Annotated in this window: 17 protein-coding genes, 1 tRNA gene and 1 pseudogene; 11 read left to right on the forward strand and 8 right to left on the reverse strand. The window is 63.3% G+C overall.

The window, feature by feature from the left end; all coding sequences use genetic code 11:
- Positions 1-80: 80 nt before the first annotated feature.
- Both tusA and pdxB read left to right on the forward strand, forming a co-directional pair.
- Positions 81-323 (forward strand): sulfurtransferase TusA, encoded by a 243-nt coding sequence (gene tusA / locus ACK1VC_RS17070; protein ID WP_016485619.1) that lies wholly within the window; start codon positions 81-83, stop codon positions 321-323.
- 60 nt (positions 324-383) lie between these two features.
- Positions 384-1,526 carry a 4-phosphoerythronate dehydrogenase PdxB gene (pdxB, locus tag ACK1VC_RS17075; RefSeq protein ID WP_023048914.1) on the forward strand — a complete coding sequence of 381 codons (1,143 nt, stop codon included), beginning with the start codon at positions 384-386 and terminating at the stop codon, positions 1,524-1,526.
- A 108-nt stretch (positions 1,527-1,634) separates the two neighbouring features.
- Here the strand turns inward: pdxB and ACK1VC_RS17080 are convergent, their stop codons facing one another.
- Positions 1,635-1,808: a PA1571 family protein gene (locus tag ACK1VC_RS17080; protein ID WP_016485621.1), complete on the reverse strand. Its 174-nt coding sequence runs from the start codon at positions 1,806-1,808 to the stop codon at positions 1,635-1,637.
- 209 nt (positions 1,809-2,017) lie between these two features.
- Between ACK1VC_RS17080 and ACK1VC_RS17085 the strand changes: the two genes are divergently transcribed.
- The 3 genes and pseudogenes from ACK1VC_RS17085 (at position 2,018) to ACK1VC_RS17095 (ending at position 5,588) form a co-directional block, all read left to right on the forward strand.
- Positions 2,018-3,781 carry an ABC transporter transmembrane domain-containing protein gene (locus ACK1VC_RS17085; protein ID WP_024717342.1) on the forward strand — a complete coding sequence of 588 codons (1,764 nt, stop codon included), beginning with the start codon at positions 2,018-2,020 and terminating at the stop codon, positions 3,779-3,781.
- Positions 3,782-4,544: 763 nt separating this feature from the next.
- Positions 4,545-4,655: pseudogene (locus ACK1VC_RS17090) on the forward strand (hypothetical protein); the annotation flags it as partial.
- Positions 4,656-4,883: 228 nt separating this feature from the next.
- Complete coding sequence (locus ACK1VC_RS17095; protein WP_371855230.1) at positions 4,884-5,588, forward strand: methyl-accepting chemotaxis protein; 705 nt, start codon at positions 4,884-4,886, stop codon at positions 5,586-5,588.
- A 51-nt stretch (positions 5,589-5,639) separates the two neighbouring features.
- Here the strand turns inward: ACK1VC_RS17095 and ACK1VC_RS17100 are convergent.
- Together ACK1VC_RS17100 and ACK1VC_RS17105 are read right to left on the reverse strand one after the other, a co-directional pair.
- Positions 5,640-5,716 (reverse strand) — tRNA-Pro (locus ACK1VC_RS17100).
- An 80-nt stretch (positions 5,717-5,796) separates the two neighbouring features.
- Positions 5,797-6,018, reverse strand: a complete 222-nt coding sequence (locus ACK1VC_RS17105; RefSeq protein ID WP_016485624.1) for a YgdI/YgdR family lipoprotein — start codon at positions 6,016-6,018, stop codon at positions 5,797-5,799.
- A 187-nt stretch (positions 6,019-6,205) separates the two neighbouring features.
- On the opposite strand from ACK1VC_RS17105, the gene moaB reads away from it, so the two are divergent.
- Entirely contained in the window at positions 6,206-6,745 is a 540-nt protein-coding gene (gene moaB / locus ACK1VC_RS17110) for a molybdenum cofactor biosynthesis protein B (protein WP_016485625.1), read from the forward strand.
- Complete coding sequence (locus ACK1VC_RS17115; protein ID WP_023048916.1) at positions 6,729-7,955, forward strand: molybdopterin molybdotransferase MoeA; 1,227 nt, start codon at positions 6,729-6,731, stop codon at positions 7,953-7,955. The genes moaB and ACK1VC_RS17115 overlap by 17 nt, the downstream gene beginning before the upstream one ends.
- On the opposite strand, the gene ACK1VC_RS17120 is transcribed toward ACK1VC_RS17115, so the two are convergent.
- A complete protein-coding gene (locus ACK1VC_RS17120) occupies positions 7,944-9,191 on the reverse strand; it encodes a glycosyltransferase family 4 protein (protein ID WP_016485627.1) in 1,248 nt (415 codons plus the stop codon). The two genes, ACK1VC_RS17115 and ACK1VC_RS17120, sit on opposite strands and share 12 nt — an antisense overlap.
- A gap of 309 nt (positions 9,192-9,500) precedes the next feature.
- Here ACK1VC_RS17120 and yegS point away from each other — a divergent pair, with 309 nt between their 5' ends.
- Entirely contained in the window at positions 9,501-10,388 is an 888-nt protein-coding gene (gene yegS / locus ACK1VC_RS17125; RefSeq protein WP_449117997.1) for a lipid kinase YegS, read from the forward strand.
- On the opposite strand, the gene ACK1VC_RS17130 is transcribed toward yegS, so the two are convergent.
- From ACK1VC_RS17130 to ACK1VC_RS17140, 3 genes are all read right to left on the reverse strand, one after another.
- Positions 10,372-11,031, reverse strand: a complete 660-nt coding sequence (locus tag ACK1VC_RS17130; RefSeq protein WP_449117998.1) for a response regulator — start codon at positions 11,029-11,031, stop codon at positions 10,372-10,374. The two genes, yegS and ACK1VC_RS17130, sit on opposite strands and share 17 nt — an antisense overlap.
- Complete coding sequence (locus tag ACK1VC_RS17135; protein WP_016485630.1) at positions 11,021-11,917, reverse strand: sensor histidine kinase; 897 nt, start codon at positions 11,915-11,917, stop codon at positions 11,021-11,023. Before ACK1VC_RS17135 ends, ACK1VC_RS17130 begins: the two co-directional genes overlap by 11 nt.
- Before the next feature lie 366 nt (positions 11,918-12,283).
- Positions 12,284-12,793, reverse strand: a complete 510-nt coding sequence (locus ACK1VC_RS17140) for a hypothetical protein (protein WP_024717340.1) — start codon at positions 12,791-12,793, stop codon at positions 12,284-12,286.
- A 351-nt stretch (positions 12,794-13,144) separates the two neighbouring features.
- Here ACK1VC_RS17140 and ACK1VC_RS17145 point away from each other — a divergent pair, with 351 nt between their 5' ends.
- Together ACK1VC_RS17145 and ACK1VC_RS17150 are read left to right on the forward strand one after the other, a co-directional pair.
- Positions 13,145-14,080, forward strand: a complete 936-nt coding sequence (locus ACK1VC_RS17145) for a chemotaxis protein (protein WP_191087432.1) — start codon at positions 13,145-13,147, stop codon at positions 14,078-14,080.
- A 55-nt stretch (positions 14,081-14,135) separates the two neighbouring features.
- Positions 14,136-14,939, forward strand: a complete 804-nt coding sequence (locus ACK1VC_RS17150; RefSeq protein ID WP_191087433.1) for an MOSC domain-containing protein — start codon at positions 14,136-14,138, stop codon at positions 14,937-14,939.
- A gap of 67 nt (positions 14,940-15,006) precedes the next feature.
- Here the strand turns inward: ACK1VC_RS17150 and ACK1VC_RS17155 are convergent, their stop codons facing one another.
- Positions 15,007-16,932 carry a transglycosylase SLT domain-containing protein gene (locus ACK1VC_RS17155; RefSeq protein WP_016485634.1) on the reverse strand — a complete coding sequence of 642 codons (1,926 nt, stop codon included), beginning with the start codon at positions 16,930-16,932 and terminating at the stop codon, positions 15,007-15,009.
- A 222-nt stretch (positions 16,933-17,154) separates the two neighbouring features.
- Between ACK1VC_RS17155 and ACK1VC_RS17160 the strand changes: the two genes are divergently transcribed.
- On the forward strand, positions 17,155-19,083 hold the full coding sequence (locus tag ACK1VC_RS17160) for an ATP-binding cassette domain-containing protein (protein WP_016485635.1): 1,929 nt from the start codon (positions 17,155-17,157) through the stop codon (positions 19,081-19,083).
- Positions 19,084-19,172 lie beyond the last annotated feature (89 nt).

Genomic DNA, 19,172 nt, shown 5'->3' on the forward strand with positions numbered 1-19,172 from the left:
GCGCAGCTGGGCATTTCTCAAGCGGTGCTTGGACCGCGTCGCGCTATGCGCGACAATGGCGATCATTTTCGGAGCCCCCCATGACCGATTTCACCCCCGACGCCATCCTCGATGCAACCGGCCTGAACTGCCCGGAACCGGTGATGATGCTGCACCAGCACGTGCGTGGCCTGGCCGCTGGCGGCCTGCTGAAGGTCATCGCCACCGACCCGTCGACCCGCCGCGACATTCCCAAGTTCTGCAACTTCCTCGGCCACGAACTGCTGCAACAGCAAGAGGACGCCGGTACTTTCTTGTACTGGATCCGCAAGAAAGCCGACTGAAGCGCTCTGGAACACGCCCGACGTTGCGCCTACACTGCGTTCCCCAGACAGGAGAGCGCCATGCTGATAGTTGCCGACGAGAACATCCCGCTGCTCGATGCCTTCTTCCAGGGTTTCGGTGAAATCCGCCGTTACCCCGGCCGAAGCCTCGATGCCGCCAGCGTCAAGGACGCCGATATCCTGCTGGTGCGCTCGGTAACCAAGGTCGACCGCCAGTTGCTCGAAGGCAGCCGTGTACGGTTTGTCGGCACCTGCACCATCGGCACCGATCACCTGGACCTGGACTACTTTGCCCAAGCCGGCATTCGCTGGAGCAGTGCGCCGGGCTGCAATGCCCGCGGTGTGGTCGATTACGTGCTAGGCAGCCTGCTGACCCTGGCCGAGCTGGATGGAGCAGCACTGCCCGAACGCGTGTACGGGGTAGTGGGTGCGGGTGAGGTGGGTGGCCGCCTGGTGCGGGTGCTGCACGGCCTGGGGTGGAAGGTGCTGGTGTGCGACCCGTTGCGCCAGGCCGCCGAGGGCGGCAACTACGTTAGCCTGGAAACCATTGTGCAACAGTGCGATGTGATCAGCCTGCATACCCCGTTGCAGCGCGGTGGCGAGCACCCGACCTGGCACCTGTTGGGCCAGGCGCAGCTCGCGCAGTTGCGCCCGGGTGCCTGGCTGATCAATGCCAGCCGAGGCCCGGTGGTGGACAACGCCGCCTTGCGCGAGCTGCTGCTGGACCGTGAAGATGTGCATGCGGTGCTGGATGTGTGGGAGGGCGAGCCACAGGTCGACCTGCAATTGGCCGACCTGTGCACCTTGGCCTCGCCGCACATTGCCGGCTACAGCCTCGACGGCCGCCAGCGTGGCACGGCGCAGATCTACCAGGCGCTGTGCCGTTTCCTGGGGGTGCATGAGCAGGTGCAGCTGGCAGACTTGCTGCCCCGACCGCCGCTGGCGCAGATCGAGCTGGATGCCAGCACTGACCCGGCTTGGGCATTGGCGACCCTGTGCCGCGCCGTGTACGACCCACGACGCGACGATGCCGACTTCCGTCGCAGCCTGAGTGATGACCCGCAGCAGCAGCGTGCGGCGTTCGACCAGTTGCGCAAACAGTACCCGCCTCGGCGCGAGATCGAAGGGCTGGCGGTGCGCTTGCGTGGGGAGTCGCCGCAGTTGGCGCAGCTGGTCAGTGCCTTGGGGGCTGAGTTGGTCTGACAAGTTGGCAATTCCCCAGGTTTTTGCAGTCCCCTGTAGGCGCGGCGTACACCGGCTGTCAGGCAATAAAAACCCGGCGCATGCGCCGGGTTGCAAAAAATCCGCCGATTAACCTTTGCGTACGCGCTCGACCCGGCTTTCTTCCAGAGCCTTGCAGGCCTGCTGGATCATCTGCTCGGTGATAGGCACTTCGCGCCCCTTGCCGTCGATGATCGAACCGCACGCCTGTGATTGCGGGATGGTCTGGGGCTTCTGGTTGTCATTGCCATGCTGCAAGCTCATGCACTGTCTCCTCTTCAGGTTCAAGGTCAGGGTAGCCCTGCGCCGTGACTGGCCTGTGACAGCTTCTGTGTCACGGCAGCAACAGTCCAACAGAAACCCTGTGAAAGCTCCATGATCTGTTTAGACCAATGCGTTATAGCAACCTGCGTACACTCCATCGACCCGGATGAATGATAGTCTGCGGTTTCCCCGCCATTGTGGTCGCTGCCATGCCAGAATCGGTTTCTCCTCGCCAACGCCGTGCCTTGCGCCTGGCTTGGCAGTTCGTCCGTCCGTACCGCCGCCAGGTGCTACTGGCCTTGTTGGCCCTGGTGGTCACTGCCGCCATCACCCTGTCCATGGGCCAGGGCATCCGCCTGCTGGTAGACCAGGGCTTCATGACCCGCTCCGCGCACCAACTCAACCAGACCATCGGGCTGTTCCTGCTGCTTGTGCTGGCCCTGGCAGTGGGCACCTTCAGTCGTTTCTACCTGGTGTCGTGGATTGGCGAGCGCTGCGTGGCCGATATCCGCCGTGCCGTGTTCGACCACCTGATCGGCCTGCACCCCGGTTTTTTTGAAGACAACCGCAGCTCCGAGATCCAGTCGCGACTGACCTCCGACACCACCTTGCTGCAATCGGTCATCGGCTCCTCGTTGTCGATGTTCCTGCGTAACGCGCTAATGGTCATTGGCGGTGTGGTGCTGCTGTTCATCACCAACCCCAAGCTCACCAGCATCGTGGTGGTGGCCCTGCCGCTGGTGCTGGCACCGATCCTGTTGTTCGGCCGGCGGGTGCGCAGCCTGTCGCGCCAGAGCCTGGACCGGGTGGCCGATGTGGGCAGCTACGTGGCCGAGACCTTGGGGCAGATCAAGACAGTACAGGCCTACAACCACCAGGCACATGACCGCGAGCGTTTCGCCGACACGGTCGAAGCCGCATTTGGCGTCGCCCGCAAGCGGATTGCCCAGCGTGCCTGGCTGATTACCTTGGTGATCGTGCTGGTGTTGGGGGCGGTGGGGGTGATGCTGTGGGTCGGCGGCATGGATGTAATTGCCGGGCGTATTTCCGCAGGCGAGCTGGCGGCTTTTGTGTTCTACAGCCTGATCGTCGGTAGCGCGTTCGGCACCCTGAGTGAGGTGATCGGCGAGCTGCAACGTGCGGCGGGTGCGGCCGAGCGTATCGCCGAACTGTTGGCGGCGCGCAGCGCGATCCTGCCACCCACCGTGGCGCAGGCGCTACCGCAGCAGCGGGCCAGCGGACATATCGAGCTGCAGCAGTTGGTATTCGCTTACCCGTCACGGCCCTCGGTGGCGGCTGTCGATGGCCTGAGCCTGGTCATCGAGCCTGGGCAGACCGTGGCCTTGGTTGGCCCTTCGGGGGCGGGCAAGTCGACCCTGTTCGATTTGTTGCTGCGCTTCTACGACCCCCAGCAAGGGTGCATCCTGCTCGATGGGCTGCCGGTTACCGAGCTGGATCCCGACCAATTGCGACGGCAGTTTGCCCTGGTGGCGCAAAACCCCTCACTGTTTCGTGGCACGGTGGAGGCCAATATCCGTTATGGCCGGCCCGAGGCGACCCTGGCGGAGGTCGAAGCAGCGGCGCATGGCGCCTATGCCGACGAATTTATCCGGCAGCTGCCGCAAGGCTACCAGACGCCCTTGGGCGAGGGCGGCATCGGCCTTTCCGGTGGCCAGCGCCAGCGCCTGGCGATTGCCCGTGCGTTGCTGGTCGATGCACCGATCCTGTTGCTGGATGAGGCCACCAGCGCGCTCGATGCGCAGAGCGAGCACCTGATCCAGCAGGCATTGCCCAGCCTGATGGCCGGGCGTACCACGCTGGTGATCGCCCATCGCCTGGCCACGGTGCAGCACGCCGAGCGCATCGCGGTCATCGACAAGGGGCGGGTGGTGGCGGTGGGCACCCACCGCCAGTTGATCGAGGAAAGCCCACTGTATGCGCGGCTGGCGGCCTTGCAATTCACAAGCGGCTAACGCGTCGTAAGCTTGTAACAATTTTGTAGCAATTGCCTGAGAGTATCTGGCTCAACTGTTGCGTAAGTGCTCGACCTGGCTGCCATTGCTTGATGGCAGCTTTTTTTTGGCCTGCCAACAAGGACATGGAATGTCTTACCTGGTGTTGCGGATGCGCGCCATTCCTTTCCTTCCGGTTTCGAGATCCACGATGTTGCGTAAATCCCTCAGAGTGCAAATTCTCTCGCTGCTTGGCGGTAGCCTGGTGGCGATGCTGCTGATCGCACTGGTGTGTTTCCAGTTTTTGTCGTCCAGCGTGCGCGGTTATGCTGAGTTGGTCGACGGGCCGCTTCGGGCCTCGCAACTGATTGACGAAGCCAACCTGCAGTTCAAGATCCAGGTGCAGGAATGGAAGAACGTGCTGCTGCGCGGGCGTCAGCCGGCTGAGCTGGACAAGTACTGGCAGCAGTTTCAGGCGCGCGAGCAACAGGTGCAGCAACTGCTCGGGCAATTGATCGACAGCAGCGACGCCAGGCTCAAGGCGCCGTTGCAGCAATTGCGTGATAGCCACCGACAGTTGGGCCAGGCCTATGCGCAGGGCCGTCAGGCCTTCGTCGCCGCGGGTGGCGACCCGGTCGCCGGCGATCGGGCGGTCAAGGGCGTGGATCGCGCAGCCAGTGAGCAGATGAGCGAACTGGTCGAGCAATTGCGTGCCGATGCCCGCCAGCGCGCGGCCAGTATCAGCGCCAGCGCCGAGCGCACGGTATGGCTGGGCCTGCTGGTGATGCTGGCCTCGGCGGTGACGGTGGGGCTGCTCAGCCTGTGGCTGGTGAACCGCAGCCTGATCGAGCCGATCCGCCAGCTGATCGAGTATGTTGCGCAGCTGAGCCAGGGCCGTTTTGCCGCCCGGGTGGACAGCCGCCGGGAGGATGAACTGGGGCGCCTGGCGCGGGCCGCCAATACCCTGCGCGACTTCCTCGCCGACACCGTCGGCCGGCTGAAGGACAATGCCCAGGAGCTGGAAGGTGCCAGCGGCCAGTTGCGCAGCATTGCCGGCGACATGGCCCGCGGCACCCATGACCAGTTCCAGCGTACCGACCAGGTGGCCACGGCCATGCACGAGATGTCTGCCACCGCTCAGGAAGTTGCCCGCCATGCTGCAGAAGCTGCCCGTGCGGCGGATGACGCCGACCACAGTGCCCAGGCCGGTGAGCAGGTCATGCAGCAGACTATCGACATCATTGGCGTGGTCAACCGCGAAATCGCCGGTACCGCAGCGGTGATCCGCGACCTGGAGCATGACAGCACCCGTATCGGCAAAGTACTGGAAGTGATCCGCGGTATTGCCGAGCAGACCAACCTGCTGGCGCTCAACGCGGCGATCGAAGCGGCCCGCGCTGGTGAGGCCGGGCGGGGCTTTGCGGTAGTGGCCGATGAGGTGCGCAGCCTGGCCCAGCGCACGGCAGCCTCGATTGCCGAGATCCATCAGATCATCGAAGCGGTGCAGTCGGGCGCGGTGGAAGCGGTGAAGGCCATCGAAAGCGGCCAGCAGCGAAGCGAAGAGGGGGCCGAGCAGGTGCAGCAGGCCGGGCAGATGTTGCAGCGCATCACCCTCGCGGTAGAGGCGATCCGCGACATGAACCGGCAGATCGCCACGGCGGCCGAAGAACAGACCAGCGTGGCCGAAGACATCTCGCGCAACCTCATCGAAATCACCCGTATTGCCACGGCCAACCAGGCGTCTGTGCAGTACACCGAGCAGGCGGGGCAACGCCTGCATGGGTTGTCGGGGCAACTGGGTGAAGTGACCTCGCGCCTGAGCGCCTGACAATTTCAGCGCAACAAAAAGCCCGCGCAAGGCGGGCTTTTTGAAAGGATCTGGTCGGAGAGACAGGATTCGAACCTGCGGCCTTCTCGTCCCGAACGAGACGCGCTACCTGGCTGCGCTACACTCCGATGAACAAAATCCTACTGCATCCGTTTTTTGCCCGCAAGCCCTTGTTGTTTAAAGGGCCATTGGCAAAAAAAGGTGTTTTTCACAGCTCTTTGACGGTGCGGATCTGGTCCTTGTTCAGGCGCGTGCGCTTACCGTCGAGCTGCTCGAATTCGTAGAAACCGGAGTCTTCGTCAAAGGACGGTTTGTCGGTTGCCTGGATCTCCCGGCCATCGTTCAGGGTGATGACGGTAGGGGTCGAGCAGCCAGCGAGGGCGCCCAGGCCCAGAGCGAGCAGGAAGGCGGGTAGGGTCCGTTTGATCATCGTGTTTCTCCAAGTGCGATGGTGCTAGATGACATTTATGACGCAGGACTTTAGTGCAAGTTCACTGCAAGTGCAGCATAGCGACAAATCTGTCCTCTTGATCCAGGGCAAGGCTGATGGGCGCAACGCCGGAAAAGGTACGCTGTGATATAACTGCGGCCATCTCATCCTGTTGTGACGGACACCCATGAAAGCCAAGGCAGATACCCCCTTCGTGGCGCTGAACATCGCCGTGCTGACGGTCAGCGACACCCGTACCTTCGACACCGACACCTCTGGCCAGCTGTTCGTCGACCGCCTGAGCGCCGCGGGCCACCACCTGGCCGAGCGTGTGCTGCTCAAGGACGACCTGTACAAGATTCGCGCCCAGGTCGCCACCTGGATTGCCGATGACAGCGTGCAAGTGGTGCTGATTACGGGCGGTACTGGCTTTACCGGCCGTGACAGCACGCCCGAGGCGGTGGCCTGCCTGCTGGACAAGCAGGTCGATGGCTTTGGCGAGCTGTTCCGGCAGATCTCCGTGGCCGATATTGGCACCTCCACCGTGCAATCGCGCGCCTTGGCCGGGCTGGCCAACGGCACGTTGGTCTGCTGCCTGCCGGGCTCTACCAATGCGGTGCGCACGGGCTGGGATGGCATCCTGGCCGAGCAGCTCGATGCACGCCATCGCCCCTGCAACTTCGTGGCGCACCTGAAGCAGGCAGCGGCCTGTGACAGCCGTGGCTGAGGTCAGCCAGGCCCGGCCGCTGATGCCGGTGGAGCAAGCCCTGGGGCAACTGCTGGCGCTGGCCGAAACGGCGCCAATCCGTGACATCGAGAACCTGCCGTTGGCCGAGGCCGAGGGCCGCGTACTGGCCACCGACCTGGTGGCCTCGCTCGACCTGCCGCCCTGGCCGAACAGTGCCATGGACGGCTATGCCTTGCGCAAGGCCGACTGGCAAGGCGAGCCTCTGCCGGTCAGCCAGCGGATCTTCGCCGGCCATGCGCCGCAGCCGCTGCAGCCAGGCACCTGTGCGCGCATTTTCACCGGGGCGCCTGTGCCCGAAGGTGCCGACTGCGTCGAAATGCAGGAAAACACCGAAGTGGTCGACGGCGGTCGGGTGCGCTTTCTCGCACCTTTGCAGGCTGATCAGAACATTCGCCCCCAAGGCCAGGAAACCCGCAAGGGCGAGCAGGTGATGAGCGCCGGTACCCGGCTGGGGCCGATCGAACTGGGCTTGGCGGCGACGCTGGGTCACGGCCGCCTGGACGTGGTGCGCAAGGTGCGGGTGGCGGTGCTGTCCACGGGAGACGAACTGGTCGAGCCTGGTCTGCCCTTGGGGCCGGGGCAAATCTACAACAGCAATCGTCGGCTGCTGGTCAGCTGGCTGCAGCGGCTGGGCTGCGATGTTGTGGATGCAGGCATCCTGCCGGATGACCTGGCGCTGACCCGCGCATGCCTGGCTTCGCTGGGCGACGTTGATTTGATCTTGTCTACCGGTGGTGTTTCGGTGGGCGAGGCCGACTACCTGGGCGCGGCGCTGCGCGAAGCCGGCGAACTGGCCTTGTGGAAGCTGGCGATCAAGCCGGGCAAGCCACTGACCTTCGGCCACTTCCAGGGCGTACCGGTGATCGGCCTGCCGGGTAACCCGGCCTCGACCTTGGTCACCTTTGGCCTGCTAACCCGGCCTTACCTGTTGCGCCGCCAGGGTGTGCCGGATGTCACGCCGCTGCGCTTCGATATGCCGGCAGGCTTTGACTGGCCCAAGCCTGGCACCCGGCGCGAGTACCTGCGTGCACGCATCGAGCACGGCCAGGTGCGTATCTACAAGAACCAGAGCTCCGGGGTGCTGCGTAGCGCGGCGTGGGCCGAGGGGCTGGTGGAAGTGCGTGAGGGCAGCACACTGAAACAGGGTGACAGCGTGCCGTTCATTCCCTTCAGCGAGCTACTTGGCTGAGCGGCCCAGCCAGGCACTGCCCAGTGGGGCGGCCTCTGACGGTGCTGCCTGGGTCAGGCGCATGTGCACATTCTCCAGCTGCTGTGCGGCTACGCTCCAGTCATGACGCTGGCGGGCCAACTGGCGCCCGGCAGCGCTCAACTGGCTCATGCGCCAGGGCTGGTTGAGCAGTTGGGTGATCAGCAGGGCCAGCTGGTCGCCGTCATCACTGCCCAGGTAGTGCTCACCATTGTTTGCGCTCAGGCCCGATACGCCTTTGCCGGTTGTGATTACCGGCAGGCCTGCTGCCATGGCCTCGAGGATTTTTACCTTGGAGCCGCCGGCATAGCGCAGCGGCGCGAAGAACAGTGCCGAACGTTTTTGCAACTCACGCAGGTCAGGGCGGTAGCCGAACCATTCGATGCGCGGGTCGTTCCAGTGCAGTTTCCAGCTAGCCGGCAGGGCGTGCCCGGCTATTGCCAGGCGCACTGCCGGGTTGCTCATCCACACCTGCGGCATGATGTCCTCCAGCGCCCACTCGATGGCCTCCAGGTTGGCGCCATATTCGAAGTTGCCGACGAACAACAGGCGCTGGCTGTGTAGCGCGGGTTCCACGTGCTGGTAGAAATCACAGTCAACCCCATTGACCACTACGTTTACCGGCCGTCCGCTGATCTGCGCGATCAGCTCGGCATCGTGGGCGCTGACTGCCACCAGTTCGGTGGGCTGGCGGAGCACCCTGTGTTCCCAGCGGCGGTAGCGCCAGCGGTCGAAGGCGTTGAGAGGACGCAGCCACAAGGGCAGCCGGTCGTGGCAGGCCCCACCCATCACCGACTCCAGCGTGTGTTCGCTTAGCATGTAGGGCAGCCCGCGGGCCTGCAGCGCTTTTTCGAAGGGTTGAAAACTGTAGCTGTGCTCGATCTGGATCACGTCCCAGGGTTCGTCCAGCAATTGCTCGAAACGGTGCCGCAGACAAGGCGAAAGGCCGTTGATGATGGCCCGCATGGGGTAGTCGATGATTGGCGAAGCCAGCAGGTTCAACGGGCTGTGCAATGGCCGACGGGGTATTACGATCAGGCGTTCGAGCAGTGGCTCCAAGGCTTCGCGGGCTGCGTCGCTCAGGGGTATTTTTGACTGCGCCAACAGGGTAATGCGATGGCCCTTCTGCGCCAGTGCGCGTATCAGGTGGTATTGCCGGGTCTTGCTGCCACTGGTGGTTGGCCAGGGTAGATAGGGCAGTGTCCAGAGAATGCGCATGACCCGGAATCCTCGCTAAAGGCCGCGGATGTAAAGACGCGCCCATCGCCAGTGTGCTGAGTACCACTGCCGGGGCGCGTCCATGGCTAGGGTTCGGAGCCCCACACACAAGCGTCAAAAGACTGACTTGCCAGGGGGCGTTGTTTGCCTAGGTCAAAAACTTGTCAAATGTTCATTTTCTGAGCATAGCGCGCATTGTCGGGTGTGGGAAAAAGACCACGCACGCTTCGGTATTTTTTTGTGGGCATGCAACGATCCGCGGCCGTGTGTGGTCGAGATCTGGGTCGGTCAATTTCTCGGAGACGCGCGATGCAAGGGCGCAAGGCAATGCTGATTCTGCACGGCAAGCAGGCGATGAATGAAGAGCTGCGCAGCGCCGTGCTGGATCTGCGTGATACAGGCTGGGTGCTGGATGTGCGGGTCACCTGGGAGGCAGGTGACGCGCAGCGCCTGGTCGGCGAGGCGCTGACGGCTGGCTACAGCCATATCGTCGCTGGCGGTGGGGATGGCACTTTGCGGGATGTGGCCGAGGCCATGGGGCTGGCGGGCGCCGAAGCCAGCCTGGCGTTGTTGCCGCTGGGCACGGCCAACGATTTCGCCAAAGCCGCCGGCATACCCTTGGAGCCCGCTGCGGCACTGGCGCTGCTGAATGCGCCCGCGCAGGCCATTGACCTGGGCCAGGCCGGCGACCAGTTGTTCCTCAACATGGCCACGGGCGGGTTTGGTAGCCAGGTCACCGCCAACACCTCCGAAGACCTGAAAAAAGTGCTGGGTGCTGCGGCCTACCTGTTCACTGGCTTGTCACGTTTCAGCGAATTGCAGGCCGCTTCTGTTGAGCTGCAGGGGCCTGACTTCCATTGGCAGGGGAGCTTGCTGGCACTGGGTATCGGTAATGGTCGTCAGGCTGGGGGCGGTCAAGTGCTATGCCCCGACGCGGTGGTGAACGACGGCTTGCTCGACATCGCCATCCTGCCAGCGCCACAAGAGGTGGTTGGGGCGCTGCGTGACCTGCTGGCGGGTGACGGCCTGTTCGTTCGGGCCAGGTTACCTTGGGTCGAGATCAAGAGTGCCCAAGGGCTGGACATGAACCTTGACGGCGAGCCTTTGCAGGCCGACAACCTACGCTTCCAGGCCAGGCCTGCCGCGTTACGCCTGCACCTGCCGGCCGGGTCGCCATTGCTTAGTCATTCAGGCTGATGATTTTCTCGCGTACGGCGAACAGCACAAGCCCGGCCACGTCATGAATCTGCAGGCGCTTCATGATTTGCGAGCGGTGGGTTTCGACGGTCTTGATCGACAGGCCCAGGCCAGTGGCGATTTCCCGAGTGGCCTTGCCGCGTACGATCAGGCGCAGGATTTCCAGTTGGCGAGCAGTGAGGTTGTGCCGCTCGCCAGCAGCTTGCTTGCCATTCTTGGTGTGCCGTAGGGCCTGGTTGATGACCGTATGGGCGATGGCCGGGCTTAGGTAGCGTTCGCCGTTGCGTACCGCACCAAGGGCTTGTTCCAGCTCGGTGGCACTGGTGTCTTTGAGCAGGTAGCCGTGGGCGCCGCTTTCCAGAGCTCGCATGATCAGGTCCGGGTCAGTGTGCATCGACAGGATCAGTACCTTGCACGGACTGCCGCTTGCCCGCAGTTGGGTGAGTGCATCCAGGCCGCTGGTCGAACGCATGGAGATGTCCAGCAAGACGATGTCGGGCGCCAGCGCGCGCACGTTGTCGAGCAGTTGGCTGCCGTCGTCTGCTTCCCCGATGACGTCATACCCAGGAATGTCGCAGACCAGTGCGCGCACACCGGCGCGGATCAGCGAGTGGTCGTCTACCAGCAAAAGTCTACAGATCATGGGTGTTCGTACTCCCGGCACGTTGCTGAGTACGCGCAGGCCAAGGGAACACTGCCTCGATACGCGTGCCAAGGCCGCGCTGGCTGGTGATGTCGAGGCTACCCTGCAATGCGGTGACCCGCTCCTGCATGCCGGCCAGGCCACGCTGGCCAGCTGCGGCGGGGTGCCGCGTCGGGACGAACCCACAGCCATCGTCCTGAATCGACAACGCCAGCCCCTCTGGGGTGCGCTGCAGCTGGATGATCAGGTTGCCTGCCTGGGCGTGGCGCAGCATGTTGGTCACCGCTTCCTGGGTAATGCGAAACACCGCCATGGCCACTGCCTCGTCGATGCCGCCCAGGCGTTGGTTGCACGCCAGGCTCCAGTGCACGTCGCTGTTGGCCAGGGTGCGCACCAGGTGCGCGCGCAGGCTGGCTTCAAGGCCAAGACTGGCCAATTGCCGAGGGTTGAGCAGTGCGGACACGTCGCGCACGTTGCCCAAGGTGTCATCCAGTGTGCTGCGCAGGGTGTTGCAGTGGCTCTGCAGTTCGTCTGGCATGCGCCGTTGCAACCACTGCAGTTGCAGCTTGGCAGCGGTCAGCATCTGACCGATGTCGTCATGCAGTTCGCGGCTTAAGTGCTGGCGCTCGTCTTCCTGGACCTTGAGCATACGCTCGGCCAGTTCCGCCGGGCGCAGGCTGATCGACCTTGCGCCCAGGGCCAGATAGGCGACAGTGGCCAGCGTAGCGGCCAGTTGCAGAGCCAGCAGGCTGGCCGGGATTGCCTGCTGGGTAAAGTAGAGCACCAGATTGGCGACCAGCGAGGCCACGCATAGCGCGGCCGTGGCCCAAGGCAGCAGGGCAACGCGGGACCAGCAACGCAAAGAAGTCTTCAAGCGTGGGAGCATAGGTAGGGAAGCCACTGAAGTATTGCTGATGGAGGCCTTGCACAATGCTGCTCAGAGGCTTTGGCGCAGTACTTTCGATTTCTTTTCTGACACGTGATCGTTCAACCTTTATTCAGGTTGCAAGCGTTTGTGGGGGCGCATATTACCACTTCGCACTGTATCGGTCGCGGCTGGGTAACGCCTTGAAACGCCTGCGGGTGGGGCATTTGGCGGGTAGCAAAGTGCCACCCTTTGATCGCGCACTATGCACTTGTCGCTTAACTCGTGCGGTAATCATTCAACGTCGCCCCCGAGCATTTTTAGAACTATTCAAGTTTGATCTTGGCGGGGCCTGAACGAGCAGGCTTAGTTGCCTTTTGTGTCTGGTTAATACGGTGGATTCGACCGGCCGGGGCGTGTGCCGGCTGCCACAGTGGTGTGCGAGTGCAGGCACACGCTGCCTTGCTCGTCGCAGGAAGCACAGGACGGCGCGATGGGTTGCTGCACGACCTTGGCCAGGTTTTTCAGCAACACCAGTTGTTCGCCGATGTCCAGGTTCAGCCGCCCGGTACGGGCATCGACCAGTTCCAGTTGCCAGGCCAGCAAGGTAAGGCAGGCCTCTAGCGCGGGCAGGGCTTCACGTTGCAGGCGACCGCGGTGACAGGCGGGGGCGAGCAACTGTTGCAGGGCGTTGGTGTAATGGGCGACTTCACGCAGGCCCAGGCGCGTGGCCTGCCGGGCAAGGTTATCGAGGGTACTGTCCAGGCAGCGGCAGGCATCCGGATCATTGTCGATCAGTTCCAGATGCTGCAGGCATTCCTGAGCCTGGGTCAGCAATATCTGTGCATCCAGCAGGTAATTCTGCAGGGCTTCATCGAACGATAAGGCAGTGTCCATGATCAGGTCCCCGCGCGTGGTGCAGGCGCAGGGGGCGGGCACGCCGAAACGATAGCTAGCAAAAGCCTGACTCCATTCATGCATTGAGAATGGCGTCACATTAATGGCTAAAGGATATCGCGAACATCAGGTTACACCCGATTGCAGCTAAGGGTTTCCCTGATGCCGGGCTAAGGTGGGGAACTTTTGTAGCACCCGCTGAATTCCCATGGAATGCCCGCAGTAAAGCATGATGGTAAAGTGATATCAATTGCCTTCACGGCATTTTCCCGCAAGGGTCAAGGTGCACGTGAAGCCGCCGATACAGGGTGGATGTTTTCACTTTTTTGACTCAAGCCTGGGGGTTTTCCAATGGCTGGCATTCTCGACACAGTAGACCAACGCACGCAACTGGTGGGTGAGAACCGCCTGGAAATTCTGATGTTTCGCCTGGCCGGCCGCCAGTTGTTCGCGATCAACGTGTTCAAGGTGCAGGAGGTGCTGCAAATGCCCAAGCTCACCCTGATGCCCCAGCGCCACGCCTTCGTCTGCGGGGTGGTCAACCTGCGTGGCCAGACCCTGCCGGTGATCGACCTGTCCCAGGCGATCGGCATGCGCCCGCTGCAGCCGGGGCCGGACAGCACCATCATCGTCACCGAGTACAACCGTTCGGTTCAGGCCTTCCTGGTGGGCGGTGTCGACCGCATCGTCAACATGAACTGGGAGTCGATCATGCCGCCGCCTGCCAGCGCCGGGCGCCAGCACTACCTGACTGCCATCACCAAGGTCGATGAAAAGCTGGTGGAGGTGATCGACGTTGAGAAGGTGCTGGCCGAGATCGTGCCGTACAACGCCCGGGTCTCTGGCGATAAACTCGCCGACCCGGTGCTGGCCCGTGCCCGTGGCCGCGAGGTGCTGCTGGTGGACGACTCCAGTGTGGCCCTGGCGCAGTTGCGTGACACCCTGTCCCAGCTGGGCATGAAGCTGCATGTGGCCAGCGATGGCCTGAAGGCGCTGCGCATGCTCAAGGGCTGGGCCGATGCGGGTGAGGACGTGTGCGAGAAGCTGCTGATGGTGTTTACCGACGCCGAAATGCCGGAAATGGACGGCTACCGGCTGACCACCGAGATCCGCATTGATGCGCGGCTGCGCCAGCTCTATGTGGTGCTGCATACCTCACTGTCAGGCAGCTTCAATGAATCCATGGTGAAGAAGGTGGGGTGCGACAACTTCCTGTCCAAGTTCCAGCCCGACCGCCTGGTCGATGTGGTCAAGCAACGCCTGCTGCTGGATACCGCCACTGCGTGAACGTTGGCCCGGCCAGGTATAAGCTTGGTGTTTGGCATGATGCGAGGCTGCAGGGATGTTTCTCAGTGAGTTGTATCGATACCCGGTGAAGTCGGGGCAGGCGCAAAGCCTGCAGGCTTCACGGGTGGGTTTGCTGGGGTTGCAAGGCGACCGCCGCTGGATGGTGGTCGAGGAAGAAAATGGACGCTTCCTGACCCAGCGGGCCTGGCCGCACCTTGGCCAGCTCCAGGCGTGCGACGACGACGAGGGCCGGTTGTTGCTGCAGGCGCCCGGGCGGGTGCCGTTGCGGGTGCCCGTGCCCGCTACCGATGAGGCCCTGCGCGGCGTGACGATCTGGCGCGACACCCTGCGGGTGCCGGATGCCGGCGACGCGGCAGCCGCCTGGTTGACCGCGTTGCTGGGCAAGCCCGTGCGCCTGGTGTATTGCCCGGAGCAGCGCGCACGTTACCTGCCCAATGGTTATGGCTTCAACAGTGATCGGGCGGCGTTTCCCGACGGTTTCCCCTTGCTGCTTATCGGGCAGGGCTCGCTGGACGAGCTCAACCGGCGTATTGGCCGGCCCATGGAAATGTTGCGCTTTCGACCCAACCTGGTGGTGCGGGGGGCTGAACCATTTGCCGAGGATGGCTGGAAGCGAATCCGCATCGGCAACCTGGAATTTCGCGTGCTCAAGCCCAGTGTGCGGTGCATCTTTACCACGATAGACCCGGCAACCGGGGAGCGCAGTGCGGACCGCGAGCCGATGGTCACGCTCAAGACCTTTCGCGAGAAGGAGGGGGATGTACTGTTTGGCCAGAACCTGGCAGTGGATGGCAGCGGGTGGCTTGAAACAGGAATGCAGGTGGAAGTTCTGGAGTGAATGTGCCGCCTGAACCGGCCCTATCGCTGGCTTGCCGGCGATAGGGCCGGTTCAGGTTCAGCAGGCCTTACATGTCATCGAAATACCGCTCATGCCAATCCACCAGCGGCTGCGGCGAATTCAGCTTCTGCCCGTAGATCACCGAATACGACAGCACGTTCTGCACATATTGGCGCGTTTCGTCGAACGGGATCGATTCCACCCACACATCGAAGCTCAGGTGTTTGGCGCCTTTCAGCCACTGCCGAACGCGCCCGGGCCCGGCGTTGTAGGCCGCCGAGGCCAGCACCCGGTTGCCGTTGAACTGGCCGTGCACCTGGCTCAGGTAGGCCGCACCCAGCTGGATATTCTTGTCCGGGTTCAGCACCTGCGCCGGTGATGCCAGCGGGATGCTGAACTTGCGGGCGGTTTCTTTGGCGGTGGCCGGCATAAGCTGCATCAGGCCGCTGGCGCCCACCGGCGAGCGCGCATCCTCCATGAATGCGCTCTCTTGGCGGGTGATGGCGAATACCCAACTCGAATGCAGGCCGCGGACTTTGGCTTCGCGCACCAGGGTGTCGCGATGGGCCATCGGGAAACGGATGTCCAGGTCGTCCCAGTATTGCGCCTGGCTGATCGTGCGGATGGCCGGGAAGTACCAACGCAGCTCATAGCCCAAGCGAGCCTGGGCAACCATTTCGTCGCGGGTGAAGTGGCGGCTGACGTGGTACCACTCGCGACGGCCCTCCACGATCTGGCCGCGGGCGTGGAACTCCAGGGCACGCTGAATGCCGGGTGTGTTGCGGACCTTCTTGACCAGTTGCGGGCTCAGCAACAACGGCTTGTTGTTCAACTGGTACGGCGTCTGTGCCCGGTCGGCGGCGAGGAAGCCGTAGAAGTCCCGCTCACGTGCCACGGTCTTGTACAGCAGGGGGATCTGCGGGTTGTTCGGCTGGGCCAGTTCCAGGCTGCGTGCCTGCCAGTATTTCCACCGGCTGCTGCTGGCCAGGTCCTGGGGCAGGCGCTTGGTCAGCTCGTAGGCGTCTTCCCAGCGGCCCAGGCGCAGCAGCAGGCGCAGGCGCCATTCGCTGACGGTGTTGTCGCGAAGCTCGGGGTCGTAGCGGGTCATCAGGTCGAGCGCGCGCGGGTCGTAGCGACGTGCCAGGGTCAGGCCGATCTCGCGGGCGATGGCAACCTTCTCATCGCGGGAAAAGTGCATGCGCTGGGCGTAATCGTCGAGCAGTGCCATGGCCCGGTCCGGGTCTTGCCGTGCAAGACGGCGCAGGCCGAGGCTGACGACGTCGGACATGGCGTCGTTGGCCGGGGTAAAGCGCGACGGCTGGCCGAGCAGCTCAGGCTTCTGCGCCACATCGACCAGCAGGCGCCCCTGCGGGCCGAGCGTGGTCAGCGTCTTGACCAGGTTGTTGGCCAGGGCGTAGTTGCGGGCCTGGGCCGCCAGCTTGGTGCGTTCCCAGCGTTTGGCCTCGGTCAGTTGGCCTTCCGCCGCCCACATGCCGAACAGCGTGTCGCAGGCGGCAGGCTGGGACTTGCCGACGTTCCACAGTTTGTCGGCTGTGGCGTAGCCCTCGGCGCGCAGGCCATGGCTGAGCTGATACTGGCCATTGAGGCAGTCCAGTTCGGTGAAGTTGAGTTTTGGGTCGTAGTATTTGACGAAAGTATCCCATTCGCCGCGTTCGGCCAGCCAGCGTAGCCAGCGCAGTTTCATCCAGTTGGCCTGGGGCAGGTCGCCATGCTTGGCGAGAAAGCCTTCGATCTCCTGGTTGCTGGCGCTTTTGAGGCGGGCGGTAAGCTCGTCGTAGGCCAGGTACGGTGTGAGCGGGTAGTCGCTCAGGGCTTGCGCATAGCGCAAGTACGGGCCTTTGTCGCCCTTGGCCAGCGCACGCTTGGCCTCGTCGTAGTACTGGCGTTGCTGGGTGAGGTCGGTGGCCTGCGCCGCGCAGGTGGCAGCGGTGAGCAGCAGGCATGATGCAATGTGTAACAGGCGGCTGCGCATGATACGTCCGGGCAGTAGAACCATGGGGAAGTGACGGCGGAGCCAGCACTGTTGGAAGCGATTGCCCTTAGCTTAGCTGTTTGCCGGCGGCGGGTGAAAGCACTGTGCTTGTATCGGGATATTAACTTCGACCAGATGTCGCAAAGCGGTCGCCGGGTGGCCAAGCGGATGCCGTCGAGGGCCAAGTCAGGTAGAATGCGCGCCCGATTTATGGAGACCAACATGACCCTGCTCAAATTCAGCGATGTGTCCCTCGCATTCGGCGCCATGCCGCTGCTGGACAAAGTGTCCTGGCAGATCGCTCGTGGTGAGCGGGTGTGCATCATCGGCCGCAACGGTACTGGCAAATCCAGCATGCTGCGCCTGGTCAAGGGCGAGCAGAAGGGTGACGACGGTGAAGTCTGGCGTGCCCCGGGCCTGAAGATCGGCGAGCTGCCGCAGGAACTGCCGGTGGCCGACGAGCGCACGGTGTTCGATGTGGTGGCCGCAGGCCTGGATGGCGTCGGCGAGCTGCTGGCGCAGTTCCACCACCTGAGCATGAATATCCAGAACGACGAAGACCTGGAAAAACTCATGCACGTCCAGCACGAGCTGGAAGCTCGTGATGGCTGGCGCCTGCAACAAGTGGTGGAGAGCACCCTGAGCCGCCTGCAGTTGCCGGCCGACAAGACCCTGGCCGAGCTGTCCGGTGGCTGGCGCCGCCGTGTGCTGCTGGCCCAGGCGCTGGTGTCCGAGCCCGACCTGCTGCTGCTCGACGAGCCGACCAACCACCTGGACATCGGTGCGATTGCCTGGCTCGAAGAGGCCCTGCGCAGTTTCAACGGCGCGGTGTTGTTCATCACCCACGACCGGTCCTTCCTGCAGAACCTGGCCACCCGCATCCTTGAACTGGACCGCGGCGGCCTGATTGACTGGAACGGTGACTACGCCAGCTTCCTGGTGCACAAGGAGGCCGCACTGGCCGCCGAAGAAACTGCCAATGCGCTGTTCGACAAGCGCCTGGCTCAGGAAGAAGTGTGGATTCGCCAAGGCATCAAGGCACGCCGCACCCGGAACGAAGGGCGTGTGCGGGCATTGAAAGCCTTGCGTGTGGAGCGTGGCGAGCGCCGCGAGCGCCAGGGCAAGGCCAACATCCAGATCGAGGCGGCGGAAAAATCCGGCAAGCAGGTGATGGTGCTGGAAAACGTCAGCTTCCATCACGCCGACGGGCCGATGCTGGTCAAAGACTTTTCCATGGTCTTGCAGCGTCAGGATCGGATCGGCCTGCTGGGGGCCAACGGCACCGGCAAGACCACCCTGCTCAAGCTGATGCTCGGCGGCCTGGAGCCCACTTCGGGCAAGGTCGAGCGTGGCACCAAGCTGGAAGTGGCCTACTTCGACCAGATGCGCCACCAGCTCGAGCTGGAAAAGACCGTGATCGACAACCTGGCCGAAGGCCGTGATTTTATCGAGATCGACGGCCAGAACCGCCACGTGCTGAGCTACCTGGGCGACTTCCTGTTCAGCCCTCAGCGTGCCCGCACGCCGGTCAAGGCACTGTCGGGTGGCGAGCGTGCCCGCCTGCTGCTGGCAAAGCTGTTCAGCAAGCCGGCCAACCTGCTGGTACTCGACGAACCGACCAACGACCTGGACGTGGAAACCCTCGAGCTGCTCGAGGAAGTGCTGTCCAACTACAAGGGCACCGTGCTGATGGTCAGCCACGACCGGGCCTTCCTCGACAACGTCGTCACCAGCACGCTGGTGTTCGAAGGCGAGGGCAAGGTGCGTGAGTACGTGGGCGGCTACGAGGACTGGATTCGCCAGGGGGGCTCGCCAAAGCTGCTGGGCGTGACCGAGAGCAAGGGCGGCAAGTCCGAACTCAACAGCGCAGTGGTGGAAAAAGTCGAGGACAAGCCCGCGCCTGTTGCTGCGCCGGTGGCGGAAGAGGCGTCGAAGAAGAAGCTCAGCTACAAGCTGCAGCGTGAGCTGGAGATGCTGCCAGGGCAGATCGACGAAGTTGAGCAGCGTATGGCTGAGGCCCAGGAAGAAGTGAATGCGGCGGGCTTCTATCAGCGGCCGATTGCGGAAACTTCGGCAGTGCTTGCGAAGATCGAGAAGCTACAGGGTGAGCTGGATGCGCTGGTAGAGCGCTGGGCCGAGCTGGAAGGCTGATCGGCTTTAACCTGTACCGGCCTCTTCGCGGGGCAAGCCCGCTCCCACAGGTATCGCAGCGCGGTCACTGTGGGAGCGGGCTTGCCCCG

It is taken from the genome of Pseudomonas sp. XP2 (assembly GCF_053557975.1).

Bases quoted from the DNA above. Each gene is read 5' to 3' on its own strand.
- ACK1VC_RS17105 (WP_016485624.1), bottom strand. From the start codon at position 6,018: ATGATCAAACGGACCCTACCCGCCTTCCTGCTCGCTCTGGGCCTGGGC.
- moaB (WP_016485625.1), top strand. From the start codon at position 6,206: ATGAAAGCCAAGGCAGATACCCCCTTCGTGGCGCTGAACATCGCCGTG.
- ACK1VC_RS17150 (WP_191087433.1), top strand. From the start codon at position 14,136: ATGTTTCTCAGTGAGTTGTATCGATACCCGGTGAAGTCGGGGCAGGCG.
- ACK1VC_RS17140 (WP_024717340.1), bottom strand. From the start codon at position 12,793: ATGGACACTGCCTTATCGTTCGATGAAGCCCTGCAGAATTACCTGCTG.
- ACK1VC_RS17130 (WP_449117998.1), bottom strand. From the start codon at position 11,031: ATGATCTGTAGACTTTTGCTGGTAGACGACCACTCGCTGATCCGCGCC.
- ACK1VC_RS17080 (WP_016485621.1), bottom strand. From the start codon at position 1,808: ATGAGCTTGCAGCATGGCAATGACAACCAGAAGCCCCAGACCATCCCG.
- ACK1VC_RS17155 (WP_016485634.1), bottom strand. From the start codon at position 16,932: ATGCGCAGCCGCCTGTTACACATTGCATCATGCCTGCTGCTCACCGCT.
- yegS (WP_449117997.1), top strand. From the start codon at position 9,501: ATGCAAGGGCGCAAGGCAATGCTGATTCTGCACGGCAAGCAGGCGATG.
- ACK1VC_RS17085 (WP_024717342.1), top strand. From the start codon at position 2,018: ATGCCAGAATCGGTTTCTCCTCGCCAACGCCGTGCCTTGCGCCTGGCT.
- ACK1VC_RS17135 (WP_016485630.1), bottom strand. From the start codon at position 11,917: ATGCTCCCACGCTTGAAGACTTCTTTGCGTTGCTGGTCCCGCGTTGCC.
- ACK1VC_RS17145 (WP_191087432.1), top strand. From the start codon at position 13,145: ATGGCTGGCATTCTCGACACAGTAGACCAACGCACGCAACTGGTGGGT.
- tusA (WP_016485619.1), top strand. From the start codon at position 81: ATGACCGATTTCACCCCCGACGCCATCCTCGATGCAACCGGCCTGAAC.
- pdxB (WP_023048914.1), top strand. From the start codon at position 384: ATGCTGATAGTTGCCGACGAGAACATCCCGCTGCTCGATGCCTTCTTC.
- ACK1VC_RS17095 (WP_371855230.1), top strand. From the start codon at position 4,884: ATGTCTGCCACCGCTCAGGAAGTTGCCCGCCATGCTGCAGAAGCTGCC.
- ACK1VC_RS17120 (WP_016485627.1), bottom strand. From the start codon at position 9,191: ATGCGCATTCTCTGGACACTGCCCTATCTACCCTGGCCAACCACCAGT.
- ACK1VC_RS17160 (WP_016485635.1), top strand. From the start codon at position 17,155: ATGACCCTGCTCAAATTCAGCGATGTGTCCCTCGCATTCGGCGCCATG.